The sequence below is a fragment of the Variovorax sp. GW821-FHT10B04 genome (genome assembly GCF_059415645.1).
This window is the reverse complement of the sequence record NZ_JBWKNQ010000013.1, coordinates 151,196-170,121: the sequence shown is the minus strand read 5'-3', so window position 1 is coordinate 170,121 and position 18,926 is coordinate 151,196. Positions and strand designations below refer to the sequence as shown.

Below are 18,926 nucleotides of genomic sequence, written 5' to 3'. Positions count from 1 at the left end.
GCCTGTCTCGTTGCTTCGCGGCGTGATGCACTCGTTCGCAGCGGAGGCCGGATAAAGCGGATCGGCGTGGAGGATTCGGGGGGGTTCAACTCCAGTCTGCGAGGTACGCCATGGTCGCCAGTTCAATTCCGTCAAAGAAGGATGCAGCGTTGGGAGCGTGGTCCGCATCCGGCGCATCCCCGAATCCGGCCGATCCGGTCGTGAAGCCGAACAACGCGGGCAGCGCGAGTTCGGCGGAGCGTCGTTCGGCGCCGTCCAGCACCCCATTCGAGAGGCTGCCGCAGAAGCCGGCCTCGCACGACACGCGGACAGCGCAGTTTTCCGCCCATGCCGATGGAGCGAAGACCGTGCGCGAGGACATGCTGTCCCTGCCGATATTCCACAGGCACCTCGGCATTCGGAATCTCCTCAATTGCAAGCCGCGGGAGTCGGCGGACGAGACACTTCTCAAGCAGAGGCTGAATCAATTCGCGGAGCGCCTGGTCGAATGCTTCAACCATCAGCCGCCGGATCTGGACGCCGCATGCAAATGGTTTCCCGGCGAGTTTCGCAGCCTCACTCGCGCCCGTGACGTCGATACCGTGTTGCGGACGGAGCAGGTGCGGACGTTGGTCGCGGCATTGGTCGAGAAGGGCAAGATCAAGCCGAGGGGGCAAGATGCCGCTGTGCAATTCATGGCGAACCTGGAGCGCCATCGCGATCTGACGGACCGCTTTCCCTGCCATATCCCCGACCTCGTCCTGAGCGGCGGCCTTTCGGATGCTTTCGCCGCTGGCGGATGGCAAGCCGTTGAGCCCCTGATGGCGACACAAACGCCGAACACGGCCGAATGGAACAGGGCTTTCGAGACGATAACGTGCATCGTGCCGGAGCTTTTTCGCACCAAGGTGATCTCCAAGGAGCTTTATCTCAAGATGAACAGCAGCCTCGCGGATTTCCACAGGGATTTGCAGCGAGCGCCCGACAAGGGCCGTAGCGATCAGGACTGGAAGTGCGGCCATCTGTTGAACGAACAGAACCAACATCCCTCGAAGTTCGCGCTGCTTTCGGATCTGGTGAAGAAGGCCCCCATGGCAAACGACTCGCTCGGGTGGCATCCGTTTGCCGACGGTAGCGGCGGCGTGGTGCAAACCGTCGGCGAATTTCTCAAGGGAAGCATGGCGAGCGGTACGGCGATCGTCAGGAAGGACCTGCCTGATCACGTTAAGGCCTTCGATATCTTCCAGCAGGGCAGGTTGATCATCGACCTGCTGGACCGCGAGGCACTGCTGAATTGGATACTGGAGCCCGATCCTTCATCAAACAACGTGCCTGCCAGCACCCGCTAGCGCAGCGCCTTCCACCACAGCACGTTCTCGCGTGGCTTGCCGAGCGTCAGCACCTCGCCGATCTCCGGCGTGGCCAGCGCGATGTTCTTCTCGGCGGCCAGCGCCGAGATGCGGTCGAGCGGATCGCGCCAGGTGTGGAAAGCCAGGTCGAAAGTGCTGTTGTGGACGACGTAGAGCAGCTTGCCGCGCAGGTCCTCGAAGGCCTTGACGCTCTCTTCGGGCTGCATGTGGACCGACGGCCAGTAGGTGTCGTAGGCGCCGTTTTCCATCAGCGCGATGTCGAAGCCGTCGAAGCGTTCGCCGATCTGCCGAAAGCCCGGGAAGTAGCCCGAGTCGCCGCTGTAGAAGATCCGTTCGGGGCCGCTCTGGATCACCCATGACGCCCACAGCGTGCGATCGCGGTCGAACAGGCCGCGGCCGGAGAAGTGCTGGGCCGGCGTGGCTGTGAGTTCGACCTCGCCATGGCGGCCTTTCTGCCACCAGTCGAACTCCTCGATCCGCTCGGCGGGCACACCCATGTCCTGCAGCCGCTGGCCGACACCCAACGGCACGAAATAGCGCTGTACGCGTGCGCGGAGGTAGGTGATCGTCGCGACGTCGAGGTGGTCGTAGTGGTCGTGCGAGAGGATCAGCCCTTCGATCGGTGGCAACTCCGTGAGCGGCAGCGGCGTCGGATGGAAGCGCTTCGGCCCTGCCCATTGCACGGGCGATGCGCGCTGGCTGAAAACGGGGTCGATCAGCCAGTATTTGCCTCGCAACTTGAGCAGGTGCGACGAGTGGCCGAGCCGGATCACATGGTTGGCCGATGGGTCCAGCGCGTCGAGCGATGCGCGGTCGAGAACGCGCACCGGAATCGGGTCGACGGGCACGGTGCCTTCCTTGGTGCCCAGCACGAAGCGGCTCCAGATCTTCCAGCCACTCTCGGAGGCGCGCGCCCCCGGATTCGCCATGTTGTGGAAGCGGCAGTCCGCGGTCGAAAAATCCGCGCCGGCCGCTGGCGCGCCAGCGGGCGCATGGGGGCTGCAGGTTTCGCTCGTCGCGCAGCCGGTGGCGCCGAGCAGCGCGAGCAGGCCGAACAGCCGGGTGAGACGGTTTCGCAGGAAGGTCATGGCATGAGGAGGTGGAGGCCTGCGGTGCAGGGATGACGCCGAGCGTAGCGTCACCATCTGCACGCGGGCGGCCCGACCCGCGCAAAACGAGGGCATCGTTGGTGCGGCCGTGCCGCTGGCCGCCCAATAAACGGGCATTGCTTACAAAATGCCACATCAGGGTAATCCCTAATGTGTACATGAAACCGGTTTCATACACTGCCAGCCGTCCCATCGATGCCCGCTTCAGGTGCGCCAGGTCGTGAATTACCAATTTCAATTCGATGCCGTTTTTGCCGCCTGGCCGCTGTTGCTCAAGGGCGCCTGGATCACGATCCAGCTGTCGCTCGTGTCCACTGCGCTGGGCCTCGTGGTTGCCGTTTTCTGCGCCTGGGGCAAGACCTCGGGGCCGCGGGTGCTGCGTTTCCTGATCAACGCCTACATCGAGGTGATCCGGAACACGCCGTTCCTGGTGCAGCTGTTCTTCTTCTTCTTCTTCGCGCTGCCGGCGATCGGCCTGCGCTGGTCGCCCTACACCGCGGCATTGACGGCGATGGTCGTCAACCTGGGCGCCTATGCCGCCGAAATCGTGCGCGCCGGCATCGAGTCGATTCCCAAGGGCCAGATCGAGGCGGGCCGGGCGCTCAACCTGAAGTCGTGGGAAATCTTCCGCTTCGTGATCATCAAGCCGGCGCTCAAGGCCATCTACCCGGCGCTGACGAGCCAGTTCATCCTGCTGATGCTGAGCTCGGCCGTGGTGTCGGTCATCTCGGCGGACGACCTGACCTCGGTCGCCGCCAACTTGCAATCGCAGACCTTCCGCAGCTTCGAGATCTATATCGTGGTCGCCGCCATCTACTTGGTGCTGGCGCTCGCGTTCTCCGGGCTTTTCAAGCTGATCTACCAGCGCACGCTCAACTACCCGGATCGGCGCTAACACCATGCGTACCTTCGGCTATCCAGAATTCCTGTTCATCCTCGAGGCGGCCAAGTGGACGCTGGCGCTCTCGCTGATCGCCTTCATCGGCGGCGCGATCCTCGGGCTGGTCATCGCGCTGGCACGCACCTCGGAGAACAAGACGGCGCGCGGCGTTGCCGTGCTGTTCATCCAGGTCTTCCAGGGCACGCCGCTGCTGCTGCAGCTGTTCCTGATCTTCTTCGGCGCGCCGGTGCTGGGGCTCGACATCAATCCGTGGATCGCCGCGGGCGTGGCGCTGATCCTGAACAGCGCAGCCTTCCTGGGCGAGATCTGGCGCGGCTGCATCGAGGCGATCCCGCGCGGCCAGATCGAGGCGGCGCAGGCACTCAACCTGCGCTACGGTCCGCGCATGCGTGACGTGGTCCTGCCGCAGGCCTTCAAGATCGCGCTGCCGCCGACCGTCGGCTACGTGGTGCAGATCATCAAGGGCACGTCGCTCGCGGCCATCATCGGTTTCACCGAAATCACCCGGGCCGGCCAGATCATCAACAACGCGACCTTCCAGCCGCTGGAAGTGTTCACCACGGTGGCGGCCATCTATTTCGTGATCTGCTGGCCGCTGTCGCTGCTCGCCGCGCGCATGGAGCGCAAGCAGGCGCGTGCCTTGGCGCGCTGACCGTTTCTTTTTTCTTGCTTCCCCGTTCCCGTTCCCACCTCAGGAGACTTCGAATGATCCGTTTCACCACCCGCCGCACCGCCACCACCGCGCTGGCCGCACTCGGCCTCGGCGCCGCGCTGACCGTGTTCGCCCCCTTCGCTTCGGCCCAATCGGTCGCCGACATCAAGAAGAAGGGCGAGATCACCGTCGGCATGCTGGTCGACTTCCCGCCCTACGGCACGACCAACGCCAAGAACGAACCCGATGGCTACGACGCCGATGTCGCGAAGCTGCTGGCCAAGGACCTGGGCGTGAAGGCCAACATCGTGCCGGTGACCGGCCCGAACCGCATTCCGTTCCTGCTGACCAACAAGGTCGACGTGCTGGTCGCATCGCTGGCCATCACGCCCGAGCGTGCCAAGCAGGTCCAGTTCTCGCAGCCTTACGCCGCTGCCACGATCGTGCTGTACGGCAAGACCGGCAGCGCCATCAAGGGCCCGGCCGACATGAAGGGCCTGCGCGTGGGCGTGGCTCGTGCCAGCACGCAGGACGTGGCCGTGACCAAGGCCGCACCGGAAGGCACCGAGATCCGCCGCTTCGACGACGACGCTTCGGCCATGCAGGCACTGATCTCCGGCCAGGTCGACGCGATCGGCTGCTCGGTCACCGTCGCGGCGCAGATCGCCAAGCGCGTGCCGGCCAACACCTTCGAGAACAAGTTCAACCTGGTCCAGCAAGCCATGGGCATCGCACTGCGCCCCGGCCAGGACGAGCTGACCAAGACGTTGAACGACTTCGTCGCCAAGAACACGGCCAATGGCGAGCTGAACAAGCTCTACCAGAAGTGGCTCGGCGCCGATCTGCCCAAGCTGAACTAACCCCCAGGCTTCGCGCACTGCGTGTCGCTTTCGCCAACCCCCCTTCCAGGGGGCGACACCAGCGGCCTGGCAAAGCCAGTTCCGCGGTGTCTCACGTGAAGAGGCGGTAGAGGCGGAGGTGCGGTGTGACGCGCGATGCCGTGGTGTCTCGCCCGAAGACATCGGGTGCGCCTGTTGAAGATTTTTTGGAACTGAAAAGCATGACCGACGCAGTCACGACGCCCGCCGGCACCGAGCCGATCATCCGCATGGAAGCGGTGAACAAGTGGTACGGCGAATTCCAGGTGCTGACCGGCATCGACCTGAGCGTTCGCGCGGGCGAGCGCATCGTGATCTGCGGGCCCTCGGGCTCGGGCAAGTCGACGCTGATCCGCTGCATCAACCGGCTCGAGACCGTGCAGAAGGGCCGGATCGTGGTCGACGGCATCGACCTCACGGCCGGCGGCAAGAACGTCGATGCGGTGCGCGCCGAGGTCGGCATGGTGTTCCAGCAGTTCAACCTGTTCCCGCATCTCACGATCCTCGAGAACTGCACGCTGGCGCCGATGCGCTCGCGCGGCATGAACAAGGTGCAGGCCGAAGAGATCGCGATGAAGTACCTCACGCGGGTGCGCATCCCGGAGCAGGCCAAGAAGTATCCGAGCCAGCTGTCCGGCGGACAGCAGCAGCGCGTGGCCATCGCGCGCGCGCTGTGCATGACGCCGAAGATCATGCTGTTCGACGAGCCCACCTCGGCCCTCGACCCCGAGATGGTCAAGGAAGTGCTCGACACCATGATCGGTCTCGCCGAAGACGGCATGACGATGCTCTGCGTGACCCACGAGATGGGTTTTGCGCGCAGCGTGGCCGACCGCGTGATCTTCATGGCCGCCGGCAAGATCGTCGAGCAGGCACCGCCCACCGAATTCTTCAGCAACCCGAAGGACGAGCGCACCCGCCAGTTCCTCGGCCAGATCCTGAACAACCATTGATGACCGCCGGGCCTGCCCGCGCCGTCCTTTCCAGACAAGACACAGCATGCAGGTATTGATTTCCCTGTCTTCCTTCGGTACCGCCGAAGTGGGGCGCCATGGCCAGCTCTGGTGTTCGCAGCTCGCGCGCGCCGCCGGTGCGGATTCGGTCGAAGTGCGCGGCGAGATGCTGCGCGACCCGGCCGCCGAACTGCCGGCACTGGCCGGCCACGCGTCGGTCTATTCGAGCCCCGAGGGCCTGTGGGCCGAAGGCGGCTGGCTCGACAGCGCGGCGCTGTCGCGCGGCATCGCCGCCGCCAGGACACTGGGCGCGAGCCGCCTGAAGATGGCGATCGGCGGCTTCGGCCCCGCGTCGCACGGCTCGCTCTGGGGCCTGAAGGTGCAACTGGCCGAAACCCACATCGAGCTGGTGATCGAGAACGACCAGACCGTGCGTGCCGGCACCCTGCCCGCGATGGTCGACTTCTTCAACGCCGCCGACCAGGCGGGTCTCAGCCTCGGCATGACCTTCGACATGGGCAATTGGCACTGGGTCGGCGAATGCCCGCTCGAAGCTGCCAAGGTGCTCGGCCACCGCGTGCGCTACGTGCATTGCAAGGGCGTGCAGCGCCTGCCGGCCAAGTGGGTCGCCGTGCCGCTGGCCGAGTCGTCGGCCCCCTGGCGCGCCGTGCTGCGCGCGCTGCCGGCCGACGTGCCGCATGCCATCGAATACCCGCTGATCGGCGACGACCTGCTGGCCGTCACGCGCGAGCAGATCGCGCTGATCCGCGCCACACGCGCCCTGTGATGAGCCCTGCGATGACCGACACCACTTTCGACGTTGCGTTGTTCGGGGAGGCGATGCTGCTGATGGTCGCCGACCGTCCCGGTCCGATCGAGGACGCGCAAGCCTTCTACAAGCGCACCGCCGGCGCCGAGACCAATGTGGCGATCGGCCTGTCGCGGCTCGGCCTGAAGGTCGGCTGGGCCAGCCGGCTCGGCACCGACTCGATGGGGCGCTACCTGATCGCGACGATGAAGGGCGAGGGCATCGATTGCTCGCACGTGATCTGCGACCCGACGCAGCGCACCGGGTTCCAGTTCAAGGGCCGTGTGACCGATGGCAGCGATCCGCCGGTCGAGTACCACCGCAAGGGTTCCGCCGCGAGCCAGATGACGCCCGACGACGTCGACGTGCCGTGGCTCACCTCGGCGCGCCATCTGCATGCGACCGGCGTGTTCGCCGCGATTTCCGCGACCACGCTGCCGGCCGCTGCCAAGACCATGGACGCGATGCGTGCCGCAGGCCGCACGATCTCCTTCGACCCGAACCTGCGGCCGACGCTGTGGGCGTCGACCGACGCGATGCGCACGGCCATCAACGACCTCGCGGCACGTGCCGACTGGGTGCTGCCCGGCATCGAGGAAGGCCTGCTGCTGACCGGCGAAAGCACGCCCGAAGGCATTGCCGCCTTCTACCGCCGGCTCGGCGCCAAGCTGGTCGTCGTGAAGCTGGGTGCCGACGGCGCCTATTACGACAGCGACGTGGCCGGCACCGGCCGCGTGCCGGGCTTTCCGGTGAAGGAAGTGATCGACACCGTCGGCGCCGGTGACGGCTTCGCAGCCGGCGTGATCAGCGCATTGCTCGAAGGCCGGTCGGTGCCCGACGCGGTGCGGCGCGGCTCTTGGATCGGCGCGCGCGCCGTGCAGGTGCTCGGCGACACCGAAGGGTTGCCCACGCGCGCCCAGCTCGAGGAGGCCGGGCTGTGAGCACGCGCAAGCAGGTCCTGGTGTTCCGCGAGTTGCCTGACGATCAGCTCGCACGGCTGCAGGCCGTGCATGACGTGATCGTCGCGAACCCCAAGCTGCCGACGCAGCGCGCGGCGTTCGATGCGGCGCTGCTCACGGCGCAAGGCTTGATCGGCTCGAGCTATCCGGTCGATCGCGGCCTTCTCGAAGCCGCGCCCCGACTCGAGGTCGTGTCCAGCATTTCGGTCGGTGTCGACAACTACGACCTGGCCGCGCTGCATGCGCGCGGCATCGTGCTGTGCCACACGCCCGGCGTGCTCGACGAAACCGTGGCCGACACGGTGTTCGCGCTGCTCATGGCGACCAGCCGCCGCGTGGTCGAACTGTCGAACCTCGTGCGCAACGGCGAGTGGACGAAGAACATCGGCGAAGACCTGTTCGGCTTCGACGTGCACGGCAAGACGCTCGGTCTGCTCGGCTTCGGCCGCATCGGCCAGGCCATCGCGCGCCGCGCCGCACTGGGCTTCGGCATGCCGGTGCTCTACCACGCGCGCCGCCCGGTCGACCTGGGTGCGCACGCGCCCGAGCTTCAGGCGCGCGCCATCCACACGCCGCTCGACGAACTGCTGGCGCGTGCCGACTTCGTCGTCGCGATGCTGCCGCTGTCCGACAGCACGCGCGGCATGATCGATGCCGGCCTGTTCGCCCGCATGAAGCCGGGCGCGATCTTCATCAATGGCGGACGCGGCGCGACGGTCGACGAGACCGCGCTGCTGGCGGCGCTCGACGGTGGCCGCCTGCGCGCCGCCGGGCTCGACGTGTTCGCCAAGGAGCCGCTGCCGCTGGCGTCGGCATTGCGCACGCATCCGCGCGTGACGCCGTTGCCGCACATCGGCTCGGCCACGCACGAGACGCGTCACGCCATGGCCGAGCTCGCCACGACCAACCTGCTGCAGGCACTGGCCGGTGAACGGCCCACGGCGGTGTACGACACCGCAAGTGCCTGAGGGCGGCGCGAAAGCGCGCCCACCCATGAAGCCCAGCGGTCGCGCCACCATTGCCGACGTCGCCGAGGCGGCCGGCGTGTCGAAGGCCACCGTTTCGCGCTTCCTGAACCATCGCGAGCGGCTGCTGAGTCCCGACATCGCCGCGCGCGTCGAGACGGCGATCGCAGCGCTTGGCTTCACGCCCAACCCGATGGCGCAGGCGCTCAGCCTGGGCCGCTCGCGCCTGATCGGGCTGATCGTGGCCGACATCACCAACCCCTATTCGGTCGCCGTGCTGCGCGGGGCCGAGAAGGCCTGCCAGGACGCCGGCTATCTCGTCGTGCTGTTCAACCTCGGCAACGAGTTCGGCCGCGAGCGCGAGGCGATCGACGCGCTCGCGGGCTACAAGGTCGACGGCTTCATCCTCAACACGCTGGGCCGCGGCGCGGGCGTGGTCGATGCGGTGACGATGCATGGCAAGCCGGCGGTGCTGGTCGATCGTCGCCATGCCGGCATGGAGGCCGACTTCGTCTCGCTGGACAACGCCGGCGCGATGGCGCAGGCCTGCGAACACCTGGTGGCCGGCGGCTGGCGCGAGCTGCTCTACATCACCGAGCCGCAGCAGGGCGTGAGCACGCGGCGCGAGCGTTCATCCGCCTTCCGCGACTGCGTCGCGACGCATGCGGCCGATGGAGTGGCCGGCGAGATCTTCGAGAGCGAAGAGGCGGGTCAGGATGCGCTCGACGGCGCGCTGCGGGCGTTGGGCGAACGGGCTGCTGCCGGGCGGCCAGGCCGCCGGCCCGCCGTGGTGGCGGGCAATGCGGTGGTCACGCTTCGCGTAGCGGCCGCAATGACACGGCTGGGTTGGCGCTTCGGCGAGCAGCTGGGTTTCGTGGGTTTCGACGACACCGAATGGGCGCCGCTGGTCGGGCCGGGCCTGAGCACCATCGAACAGCCGACCGATGGCATCGGCCGGGCGGCCGCGGCGAGCCTGATCGATCGGCTGCGGGGCTTCGAAGGACCCGCACGCCAGCAGCTGCTGCCTGGGCGGCTGATGGTGCGGGGTTCTTCGATCGCCTGAGAGAGCCCGGCGGGATCAGCCGATCTCGGCGATCAGTTCGATCTCGACGCAGCAGCCCATCGGGATCTGCGCCACGCCGAAGGCACTGCGCGCATGCGCACCTTTTTCCGGGCCGAAGACTTCGGCGAAGAGTTCGCTGGCACCGTTGGTCACGAGATGCTGCTCGGTGAAGGTCGGCACCGAGTTCACCAGGCTCATGACCTTCACGATGCGCTTGATCTTGTTCAGGTCGCCCACGGCCGCATGCAACGTGCCCATCAGGTCGATCGCGATCGCGCGCGCGGCGAGCCTGCCTTCGGCCGTGTCGATCGCGCCGCCGAGCTGGCCGACCCATGGCTTGCCGTCCTTCTTGGCCACGTGGCCGGACAGGAAGACCAGGTTGCCGGTCTGCACGAAAGGCACATAGGCGGCAGCGGGGACGGCGACGGGCGGCAGCGTGATGCCGAGGGCGGTGAGTTTGTCGTAGACGCTCATGGAAAGACTCCTTGGATGGAACGGAAAAAGAAGGCAGAGGTGGCGGGCGTGTGGCGGCTTCGCGCCGTGCCGCCTCCGCTGGCCCTCAGGACTGGGATTGCAGCTGGACCGGCGGCAGCATGCCGGGCTGGCCTTGGGACTGTGACTGGCCCTGGCCCTGTGACTGACCTTGCGACTGGCCCTGCGATTGCGACGACAGGCCGGGCACCAGCGCCATGCCTGGCAGATAGGCCTGCATTTCCTCGAGCGGTTGCACCGTCACCCCGACGTCGAGCGTGTGGCGTGCGCCGCCGTGCAGCACGCCGCGCATCGGCGACACGTCGGAGTAGTCGCGGCCGATCGCCAGCGTCACGTAGTCCTGGCCGGGCTGGCGTCCGTTGGTCGGGTCGAAATCGACCCAGTCGCCCGGGCCATCGGTCGCCGGCAGGTAGACCGACACCCAGGCGTGCGAGGCGTCGGCGCCGACCAGCCGTTTCTGGCCCGGTGGCGGCTGCGTGAGCAGGTAGCCGCTGACATAGCGCGCAGGCAGCCCCATGGTGCGGAAGCACGCGATCATGATGTGGGCGAAGTCCTGGCAGACACCCTGGCGCTGTGCGAGCGCTTCCACGGCCGGCGTGTTGATCTCGGTGCTGCCGGCGTCGTATTCGAAATCGCGGTAGATGCGGTGCGTGAGGTCCATCGCCACGTCGAAGGTCGGGCGACCGGGCGCAAAGCTCAGCCGCGCATAGGCGGCGAAGTCGTCGTGGCGCGGTACGTAGGGCGACGGAAACACGAAGTCCGACGCCGGATCGAAGCGCGATCCCTTGCTGTAGCGGAAGCGCTCGCGCACCTCTTCCCAGGGCAGCATGCGCGCGATGCAGCTCGCGAGCACGGGGTCGGACGTCTCGACGACGCTTTCGGCCGTGACCACCAGTTCGTGGTGCGTGGAGTCGAGCGCGAAGAAGGCGCGCGTGTTGCCGTACAGGTCGAGCTGCTCATGGCATTGCGCGGGCGTCGGCGTGATGGCCAGCGTGTGGCTCACCAGCCGCTGCGAGGCCGTGGTCCGCGGCTTCAGGTGGGCGAGATGCTGCGCCGTCTCCACCGGCGGGGTGTAGTCGTAGCGGGTTTCGTGGGTGACGTGGAGAAGCATGCCGGGATGCGGAGCTAGGCGCCCACCGACCGAAGCGATTCGGACGTGAGCGTGAAGTAGCGCGTGCCGATCGAGTCGGACACGTGATAGGCCGCGGTTTCGCAGATCTTGAACAGTTCGACCAGAGCGGGGTATTTGGCGTCCGGGCCCGGATCGCAGAGGCGTTCGAGCGTCCAGGTGGCCGGGTCGGGCAATTCGTAGGACAGCGCGGTGAGCTTGCCCGGTGCGCTGCCGGCCAGTTTGGCGATGCGTCCGCGCAGCGTCTGCGTGACCCAGGCGAGCGAGCGCGGGTTGTCACCGTCGAGCACGAGCAGGTCGACCATCGTCGCGACGTCGCGACGCTGCTGGTAGCGGCCGTGGAAGGTGATGGTGCTGTCGAACAGCGCAATGATGGCTTCGAAGCCGGCGACCTCGTGCACGGAACCGTTGGCGAAACCGGCGGCCAGCGCGTTCGACAGGAAGGCGAGCCGCTCGATGTGGCGGCCGATCGATAGCAGCCGCCAGGCGTCGTCGCGCGTCATGCGGTCGGTCTGCGCGCCGGTCATCGCGGCGAGCGCGGCACTCGCCGCCTCGAGCGAGCGAACCGCGGCACTGGCGGCATAGCTGCCTTCGCGCTTCTCGCCGGCCTGCTCGGCGGTATGGCGCAGGAATTCTTCCTCGGCGCGCACGATCTGCTTCCAGTGGTCCTGCGACAGCCGCTCGCGCACCGCTGCAGCGGCCTGCCGCACGCTGCGCAGGTTGTAGCCCACGCTGCCGCCGTCGGCGTCGCCGAGTTCGGCGATCAGTGCCCGCTCGAAGACGCGCAGCGACTTGGTGCCGATCGGCACTTCGGGCGGGATCAGCGCGTTGCGCTGCGCCAGCTGGTGCATCCAGGTCAGCAGCGCGCGCGACGACTGCCCCTCGCCGCCGAGCACGTCGAGGATCAGGCGTGCCAGGCGCACCGCGTTCTCGGCGCGCTCGGTGTAGCGACCCAGCCAGAACATGTTTTCGGCCGCGCGGCTCGTCACCGGTGCGCGGTGGCGTGCGAGCGACGCGGGCGTGGCGTGCGGTTGCAGCAGCGTGGTGCGGTCGATTTCGCCGTGCGTCTGCACCCACACGTCGGCGCTGCTGCCGCCGCGCTGCATCGAAGCGATCTGCGCATTGGCGCCGGCCAGCCGGGCCAGGCCGCCGGGCAGCACCCGCCAGGATTGCGCACCGTCGCTCACCGCGAAGACCCGCAACAGCACCGCGCGCGGCGCAATGCGGCCGGTGCTGGCGCCGCGGTCCTGCGACCAGGTGGGCATCTGAGACAGCGGAAGGTAGCTCTGCACCGTGTGCTCGTCGCCTTGCCGGACGATCCGGCCGGCCCATTCATCGAGTTCGCGCCGGCCCATCTGGCTGCCGAGCACCGCCTCGAAGCTGGTGCGCGAGTCGTAGCCGGGATAGGTCGACTTGATCGCCGCATCGGCCAGTTGGGGAAGCGCGGATTCGAGCGCGGCGCGCTCGCCGCACCACCAGGTCGGCAGTGCCGGCAATTGCAGCTTTTCGCCGATCAGGCGGCGTGCCAGCGCTGGCAGAAAGCCCAGCAGTGCCGGCGATTCGAGGAAGGCCGACCCCGGCATGTTGGCCACGAGCACATTGCCTGCGCGGATGGCTTGCAGCAATCCGGGCACGCCCAGCGTGGAATCGGGGCGCAGTTCGAGCGGATCGAGGAACTGGTCGTCGAGCCGCTTGATGAGGCCGTGCACCGGTCGCAGGCCCTGCAGCGTCTTGAGGTAGAGCCGCTGGTCGCGCACCGTGAGGTCGCTGCCTTCGACCAGCGTGATGCCGAGGTAGCGCGCCAGGTAGGCGTGCTCGAAATAGGTTTCGTTGTACGGGCCGGGCGTCAGCAGCGCGATGTGCGGCGGCGCGCCGGCCGGGCACATCTGCTGCAGGCCCTCCATCATGGCGCTGTAGGTGGCGGCGAGGCGCTGCACCTGCAGTGCCTCGAAGGCCTGCGGGAACTGGCGCGAGATGGCCAGCCGGTTCTCCAGCAGGTAGCCCAGGCCCGACGGCGCCTGTGTGCGCTGCGAAACCACCCACCAGTTGCCGTCGGGGCCGCGCGCCAGGTCGAAGGCGGCGATGTGCAGCCAGGTGTCGCCCGGCGGCTTCACGCCATGCATGGCGCGCAGGTAGCCCGGATGGCCGCGCACCAGCGCCGCGGGCAGCAGGCCTTCGGCGAGCAGCTGCTGCGGGCCATAGACGTCGGCCATCACGCGGTCGAGCACGCGCACACGCTGCAGCACGCCGGCTTCGATCTGCGCCCAGCCTTCAGGCGAGATGATCAGCGGGAACAGGTCGAGCGACCACGGCCGCTGCGGGCCGTCGGCATCGGCGTAGACGTTGTAGGTGACGCCGTTGTCGCGGATCTGGCGTTCGAGGTTGAGGGCGCGCCGTGGCAGGTCGGTGAAGCCACCGGCACCGATGTGTTCGAAGAAGCGGTTCCAGACAGGCGTCAGCGGCGGCTTGTCCTTGGCCGCGGGCTCGGTGGCCGCAGCGGCAGCAGGATGGGGCGGCGGTGTGGAGGCCGCGTCGTACAGAACCGTGCCGGCTGCGGGTGCCGGGGGGCGCGGCGCGATCGCGGGCTGTGCGAAGCCGCGCAGCTCGTCGAAGTGCCCCGGCGTCGCGTTGGGGGCGAGCGCAGACGCGAGCGCCGCAGGCGTTTCCATCGCTTGCGCGCCAAAGAGAGATTCGTTCAACGGTTCCACAGTGCAGGCATTTTCGCACTGCACATGTGGTGCCGAAGGCAAGTTTCCTGCTGTCGTCTCTTTCTTGCGAGATTTCGCCGCTTCATTGGTGCTTTCACTTGCGTCAGGGCCGGTAACGGGCTGCTCTTTAATGGTGCGATCTAACTTGTGGAGTCAACATGGTCAATCGCACCGTCTCCGAACCGATGCCTTCTTCGGCGGCGCACTTTGGTCGCTGGGCTTAGTTCATCAGGTGCCATCTGATGGCAGGCGCGGCGTGGTCACACAACGCGTCAACTGGCTTTACAGCCGGCTTGCGGACGGCGGCTTGAAGGTTTCCGGCAGCCCCTCGGTAACGCGCGGGTCCGCCTCATAGACACAGGCGTCGATTTCAAGTGCGCTGCGGTGGTACCCCGACTCTTGCAACTCGGCCAGGCTGGCGTCCAAGAAGTTGGTGCCGCTTTCATGTGCAATTTCGGCTTGGCGAACATGTCGCAACTCGTGCGCCAGAAGCTCCGCATTGATGGGATCGTCGCCGACGAAAACGATGGCATCGCGATCCAACGTCAGCGCCAACAAGCCGCTGGCCGGAAGCCCTATAAGCTCTTCCAGTTTTGCCGGAAATTGCTGCTCAAACTCTTTGGGCGACATGCAGACATAGCGCACATGCTCCGGGTGTTCCACACCTACACGCCGTGCAATTTCGCATTGGGCGGGCGTCAGCGCATGGCCGCATTGCTGCACCAGGCTTCGCATGCTGTCGGAGGCTTGGCGCAACGCCTGTTGCTCACCGCGGTCCAGGTTCAGCGGCGCTGGCTGATCGAGGTACATCCTCACGATGTGGGCTGGATCGCCCTGGCAATCTTGGTATGGAATGCCCGGGCCAAGCTGATCTTTCATGATCAGCATGTCGGGCAGTCGCACATCGCCGCTTTTGCTGCTGCCGAAATCCGATTCACTCCAGCTGGCACGGCCTTCCGCCGTCTTATCCGCGAGTTGCTGGAGATGGGGGTCGATGGCGCGGGGCAGGCGCGCGACGGGCACGGTTTGCGGCAATTGGACGCTGGACCGTCGAATAGTCCCGTCCATCGAAAAAGAGGTTGTCTGGATCGTCATTCATAGGCTTTCGGGTCCGCGTTTTCGCAGTGTCGTTGCCATTGCATGGCGGCCATGACGCACACGCGAAGACGCATTCGGCCTTGCGAACTCTGCCATGGCCTGCTCAGGAGGGGTGACGCCTCAGATCCAACGTGAACGGAAACTCGCGGCTGCCCGCCAGCTCGATCGTCGCCGGCGGCGTGCGCAACAGGCCGGGCGTGTGGCCCATGCGCGTGAAGCGCGACATGCGCCGGCTTTCGGCTTCGTAGGCGTTGACCGGGAAGGTGTCGTAGTTGCGGCCGCCCGGATGCGCCACGAAGTACTGGCAGCCGCCCAGCGACCGCTTCATCCACGTGTCGACGATGTCGAAGGTCAGCGGCGCATGGGCGCCGATGCTCGGATGCAGTGCCGACGGCGGGTTCCAGGCCTTGTAGCGCACACCCGCGACGAACTCGCCGACGGTGCCGGTCGACTGCAGCGGCAGCACCTTGCCGTTCACGGTGATGACGTAGCGGCTTTCGTTCAGGCCCGTCACGCGGACCTCGATGCGTTCGAGCGACGAGTCGACGTAGCGCACCGTGCCGCCGGCCGAGCCTTCTTCGCCCATCACATGCCAGGGTTCGAGCGCGTTGCGCAGCGACAGCTCGACGCCCATCGCCTGCACCTGGCCCACCAGCGGGAAGCGGAACTCCAGGTGCGGAGCGAACCAGTCGGCGTCGAAAGCGAAACCGGCCAGGCGCATCTCGGTGATGACGTCGTCGAAGTCCATCTTCACGAAGGTCGGCAGCAGGAAGCGGTCGTGCAGCTCGGTGCCCCAGCGCGTGGCCGGCGCCTTGTACGGCTCGTCCCAGAAACGCGCGACCAGCGCGCGGATCAGCAACTGCTGCGCGATGCTCATGCGCGCATGCGGCGGCATTTCGAAGGCGCGCAGCTCCAGCAGGCCGAGGCGGCCGGTCGACGAGTCCGGCGAATAGAGCTTGTCGATGCAGAACTCGCTGCGGTGCGTGTTGCCGGTGACGTCCACCAGGATGTTGCGCAGCGTGCGGTCGACCAGCCAGGCCGGCATGTTCGCGCCGTAGATCTCGCGGTTCTTCGCGATCTCCTTGAGTGCGATCTCGAGTTCGTAGACCTGATCGTTGCGGGCCTCGTCGACGCGGGGCGCCTGGCTCGTCGGGCCGATGAACATGCCCGAGAACAGGTAGCTGAGCGACGGATGGTTGTGCCAGTAGAGCAGCAGGCTGGCCAGCAATTCGGGCCGGCGCAGGAAGGGGCTGTCCGCCGGCGTCGCGCCGCCCATCACGAAGTGGTTGCCGCCGCCGGTGCCGGTGTGGCGGCCGTCGGTCATGAACTTCTCGGCCGACAGGCGCGTTTCGAAGGCGGCGTCGTACAGGAATTCGGTGTGGGCGACCAGCTGCTTCCAGTTGTGTGCCGGATGGATGTTGACCTCGATCACGCCCGGGTCGGGCGTGACCTGCAGCATCTTCAGGCGGGGATCGCGCGGCGGCGGGTAGCCTTCCATCACGATCTTCAGGCCCAGTTGCTCGGACGTGGCCTCGATGGCGGCCACCAGGTCGATGTAGTCCTCGAGCCGCGCCAGTGGCGGCATGAACACGTAGAGCACGCCCGACGAGCTGCCGAGCTTTTCGGCAGCCGGGCCGTTGGCGCGGCGCGGATCGCGCACTTCCACGCAGAGCGCGGTGCGCGTCACCCAATGGGCCGACTCGCCGCGGCGCGGCTGGCGCGGCGTGGTGACATCGTCGCGGCTGCGGTTGGCGCTGCTGCGCCGGCCGGCGTCGCCGCCCGGGCCGAGATCGCCTTCGCCGGCGTCAGTGCCAGCTTCTCCGCTGCCACCGCTCGCACCGAAGGCGCTGCTGGTGGCCGACGCCACGGTCGACTGCATGCGCAGCGCGGCGGTCGACTGCGGCGACGCGCCGAAGGCATAGGGCACCGTGCCGGCATCCGCACCCTGCGGCGCCATCGGCGCGGTCGCGTAGCGTGCGCGGTAGTCGGCGGCGCTCGGCAGGCCGTCGCGCGGCGCGGTCGGGTCGCGGTCGATCAGGTAGGGGTAGTCGCCCTTGCTGGCCCAGGGTTGCGAGTCGAGCGGCAGGCGGTAGCCCATCGGCGAGTCGCCGGGGATGAGGTAGAGGCGGTCGTCGCGCAGGAACCAGGGGCCGGTCTTCCAGCCCGGGCCTTCGAGCGCGGGTGCGTCGCCGTCGGCGTTGCCGGGTTCGATCGGCAGCATGTAGCCGATGACCGCGTCGAGCTTCTGCGTGAACACGCGGCGCAGCCGCATGCGTTCCATCTCGTCGTCCAGCTTCGACTCGAAGGGGTCGACGTTGACCGGCAGACGGCGTTCGCGCCAGAGGTAGTAGTAGACGTCCTCGTAACCCGGCTGGATGAAGCGTTCGGTCAGGCCGAGCCGGTGGGCGAGCACGGTCGTGAAGCGGCGTGCGTCCTCGCTCGTGTAATGGGTCGGCTCACGCTCGTCGGCGAAGAGCTCGGGGTTGTGCCAGAGCGTCTGGCCGTCGGCGCGCCAGAAGATCGACAGCGCCCAGCGCGGCAGCTGTTCGCCCGGGTACCACTTGCCCTGGCCGAAGTGCAGGAAGCCGCCGTCGCCGTATTCGGCGCGCAGCTTCTGCACGAGTTCGGTGGCGTAGCCGCGCTTCGTCGGGCCGAGCGCATCGGTGTTCCATTCGGCCGCGTCGCGGTCGGTGGTGGCCACGTAGGTCGGCTCACCGCCCATGGTGAGGCGCACGTCGCCGGCCGCGAGGCGGGTGTCGACGGCGTCGCCCAGCGCGAGGATCTCGGCCCATTGCTCGTCGGTGTAGGGCTTGGTGACGCGCGGCGATTCGTGGATGCGGGTGACCACCATCTCGTGGCCGAACTCGACCTCGGCGTCGTCCACCACGCCTTCGATCGGTGCGGCGCTCGAAGGCGTCGGCGTGCAGGCCAGCGGGATGTGGCCTTCGCCGGCCAGCAGGCCCGACGTGGCGTCCAGGCCGATCCAGCCGGCGCCGGGCAGGTAGACCTCGCACCAGGCGTGCAGGTCGGTGAAGTCGACCGTGGTGCCGCTCGGGCCGTCGAGCGCCTTCACGTCGGGCGTGAGCTGGATCAGGTAGCCCGAGACGAAGCGCGCGGCCAGGCCCATGTGGCGCAGCAGCTGCACCAGCAGCCAGCCGGAGTCGCGGCAGGAGCCGCTGCCGTTGGTGAGCGTTTCTTCCGGCGTCTGCACGCCGGGTTCCATGCGGATCAGGTAGTTGACGTCCTGCTGCACCTGCTGGTTCAGCCCGACCAGGAAGTCGATCGTGCGCTTCTCGGTGCGGTCGATCTTGTCGAGGTAGGCCTCCACCAGTGGCGTGACCGGCTCGACCACCAGATAGGGCGCGAGTTCCTCGGCCTGCGACTGGGTGTACTTGAACGGGAAATTCTCGGCCTGCGGCTCGAGAAAGAAGTCGAACGGGTTGTAGACCGCCATCTCGACCACGAGGTCGACCGTGACCTTGAACTCGGTGGTCTTCTCGGGGAACACCAGCCGTGCCTGGTAGTTCGCGAACGGGTCTTGCTGCCAGTTGACGAAATGCTGTTCGGGCTCGATGCGCAGCGAGTAGGAGATGACGTTGCTGCGGCAATGCGGTGCAGGGCGCAGGCGAACGACCTGTGGGCCCAGCTGCACCGGACGGTCGTACTTGTAGTGGGTGACGTGGTGAAGCGCAGCGTGAATGGACATGTTTTGTTCTAGGCGTCGAGATGCTTCGGAGGAGACCGCATACTAGCCCACAAGCGAAGCAATTAGCGCGCCAAAGAGCGTCTGCAGGGAGTGTTGCGACATGCGTTTTGAAATGAGTTTGTGCTAGCCGATCGGGAGGTCGGACAGCCGGCCGGC

The 18,926-nt window shown here is 67.1% G+C and carries 15 protein-coding genes; 9 read left to right on the top strand and 6 right to left on the bottom strand.

Translation table 11 applies throughout. The annotated features are described in order from the left end of the window. Nucleotides 1-110 precede the first annotated feature (110 nt). Nucleotides 111-1,328, top strand: a complete 1,218-nt coding sequence (locus AC07PZ_RS26455) for a hypothetical protein (RefSeq protein WP_495298138.1) — start codon at nucleotides 111-113, stop codon at nucleotides 1,326-1,328. Here AC07PZ_RS26455 and AC07PZ_RS26450 read toward each other — a convergent pair. Next, nucleotides 1,325-2,437, bottom strand: coding sequence for an MBL fold metallo-hydrolase (locus tag AC07PZ_RS26450; RefSeq protein ID WP_495298137.1), 1,113 nt, complete (start codon nucleotides 2,435-2,437; stop codon nucleotides 1,325-1,327). The two genes, AC07PZ_RS26455 and AC07PZ_RS26450, sit on opposite strands and share 4 nt — an antisense overlap. A gap of 241 nt (nucleotides 2,438-2,678) precedes the next feature. On the opposite strand from AC07PZ_RS26450, the gene AC07PZ_RS26445 reads away from it, so the two are divergent. The 8 genes from AC07PZ_RS26445 (at nucleotide 2,679) to AC07PZ_RS26410 (ending at nucleotide 9,637) form a co-directional block, all read left to right on the top strand. Beyond that, entirely contained in the window at nucleotides 2,679-3,353 is a 675-nt protein-coding gene (locus AC07PZ_RS26445; RefSeq protein WP_495298136.1) for an amino acid ABC transporter permease, read from the top strand. A 4-nt stretch (nucleotides 3,354-3,357) separates the two neighbouring features. Beyond that, nucleotides 3,358-4,011: an amino acid ABC transporter permease gene (locus AC07PZ_RS26440; RefSeq protein WP_495298135.1), complete on the top strand. Its 654-nt coding sequence runs from the start codon at nucleotides 3,358-3,360 to the stop codon at nucleotides 4,009-4,011. 53 nt (nucleotides 4,012-4,064) lie between these two features. Beyond that, nucleotides 4,065-4,871, top strand: a complete 807-nt coding sequence (locus AC07PZ_RS26435) for a transporter substrate-binding domain-containing protein (protein ID WP_495298134.1) — start codon at nucleotides 4,065-4,067, stop codon at nucleotides 4,869-4,871. 200 nt (nucleotides 4,872-5,071) lie between these two features. Further along, nucleotides 5,072-5,842, top strand: a complete 771-nt coding sequence (locus tag AC07PZ_RS26430; RefSeq protein ID WP_495298133.1) for an amino acid ABC transporter ATP-binding protein — start codon at nucleotides 5,072-5,074, stop codon at nucleotides 5,840-5,842. A gap of 46 nt (nucleotides 5,843-5,888) precedes the next feature. After that, complete coding sequence (locus tag AC07PZ_RS26425; protein WP_495298132.1) at nucleotides 5,889-6,629, top strand: sugar phosphate isomerase/epimerase family protein; 741 nt, start codon at nucleotides 5,889-5,891, stop codon at nucleotides 6,627-6,629. 11 nt (nucleotides 6,630-6,640) lie between these two features. Further along, entirely contained in the window at nucleotides 6,641-7,591 is a 951-nt protein-coding gene (locus AC07PZ_RS26420) for a sugar kinase (RefSeq protein ID WP_495298131.1), read from the top strand. Continuing rightward, nucleotides 7,588-8,577 carry a 2-hydroxyacid dehydrogenase gene (locus AC07PZ_RS26415; protein WP_495298130.1) on the top strand — a complete coding sequence of 330 codons (990 nt, stop codon included), beginning with the start codon at nucleotides 7,588-7,590 and terminating at the stop codon, nucleotides 8,575-8,577. Before AC07PZ_RS26420 ends, AC07PZ_RS26415 begins: the two co-directional genes overlap by 4 nt. A 25-nt stretch (nucleotides 8,578-8,602) precedes the next feature. Then, complete coding sequence (locus AC07PZ_RS26410; protein ID WP_495298129.1) at nucleotides 8,603-9,637, top strand: LacI family DNA-binding transcriptional regulator; 1,035 nt, start codon at nucleotides 8,603-8,605, stop codon at nucleotides 9,635-9,637. A 15-nt stretch (nucleotides 9,638-9,652) separates the two neighbouring features. Here the strand turns inward: AC07PZ_RS26410 and AC07PZ_RS26405 are convergent, their stop codons facing one another. From AC07PZ_RS26405 to AC07PZ_RS26385, 5 genes are all read right to left on the bottom strand, one after another. Next, nucleotides 9,653-10,111 (bottom strand): RidA family protein, encoded by a 459-nt coding sequence (locus AC07PZ_RS26405; protein ID WP_495298128.1) that lies wholly within the window; start codon nucleotides 10,109-10,111, stop codon nucleotides 9,653-9,655. An 85-nt stretch (nucleotides 10,112-10,196) separates the two neighbouring features. Beyond that, nucleotides 10,197-11,240, bottom strand: a complete 1,044-nt coding sequence (locus AC07PZ_RS26400) for a transglutaminase family protein (RefSeq protein WP_495298127.1) — start codon at nucleotides 11,238-11,240, stop codon at nucleotides 10,197-10,199. 14 nt (nucleotides 11,241-11,254) lie between these two features. Continuing rightward, nucleotides 11,255-13,927 carry a circularly permuted type 2 ATP-grasp protein gene (locus AC07PZ_RS26395; protein ID WP_495298126.1) on the bottom strand — a complete coding sequence of 891 codons (2,673 nt, stop codon included), beginning with the start codon at nucleotides 13,925-13,927 and terminating at the stop codon, nucleotides 11,255-11,257. 321 nt (nucleotides 13,928-14,248) lie between these two features. Then, entirely contained in the window at nucleotides 14,249-15,061 is an 813-nt protein-coding gene (locus tag AC07PZ_RS26390; protein WP_495298125.1) for a hypothetical protein, read from the bottom strand. Between the two features lie 106 nt (nucleotides 15,062-15,167). Next, nucleotides 15,168-18,770, bottom strand: coding sequence for a transglutaminase family protein (locus AC07PZ_RS26385; RefSeq protein ID WP_495298124.1), 3,603 nt, complete (start codon nucleotides 18,768-18,770; stop codon nucleotides 15,168-15,170). Between the last annotated feature and the right edge of the window lie 156 nt (nucleotides 18,771-18,926).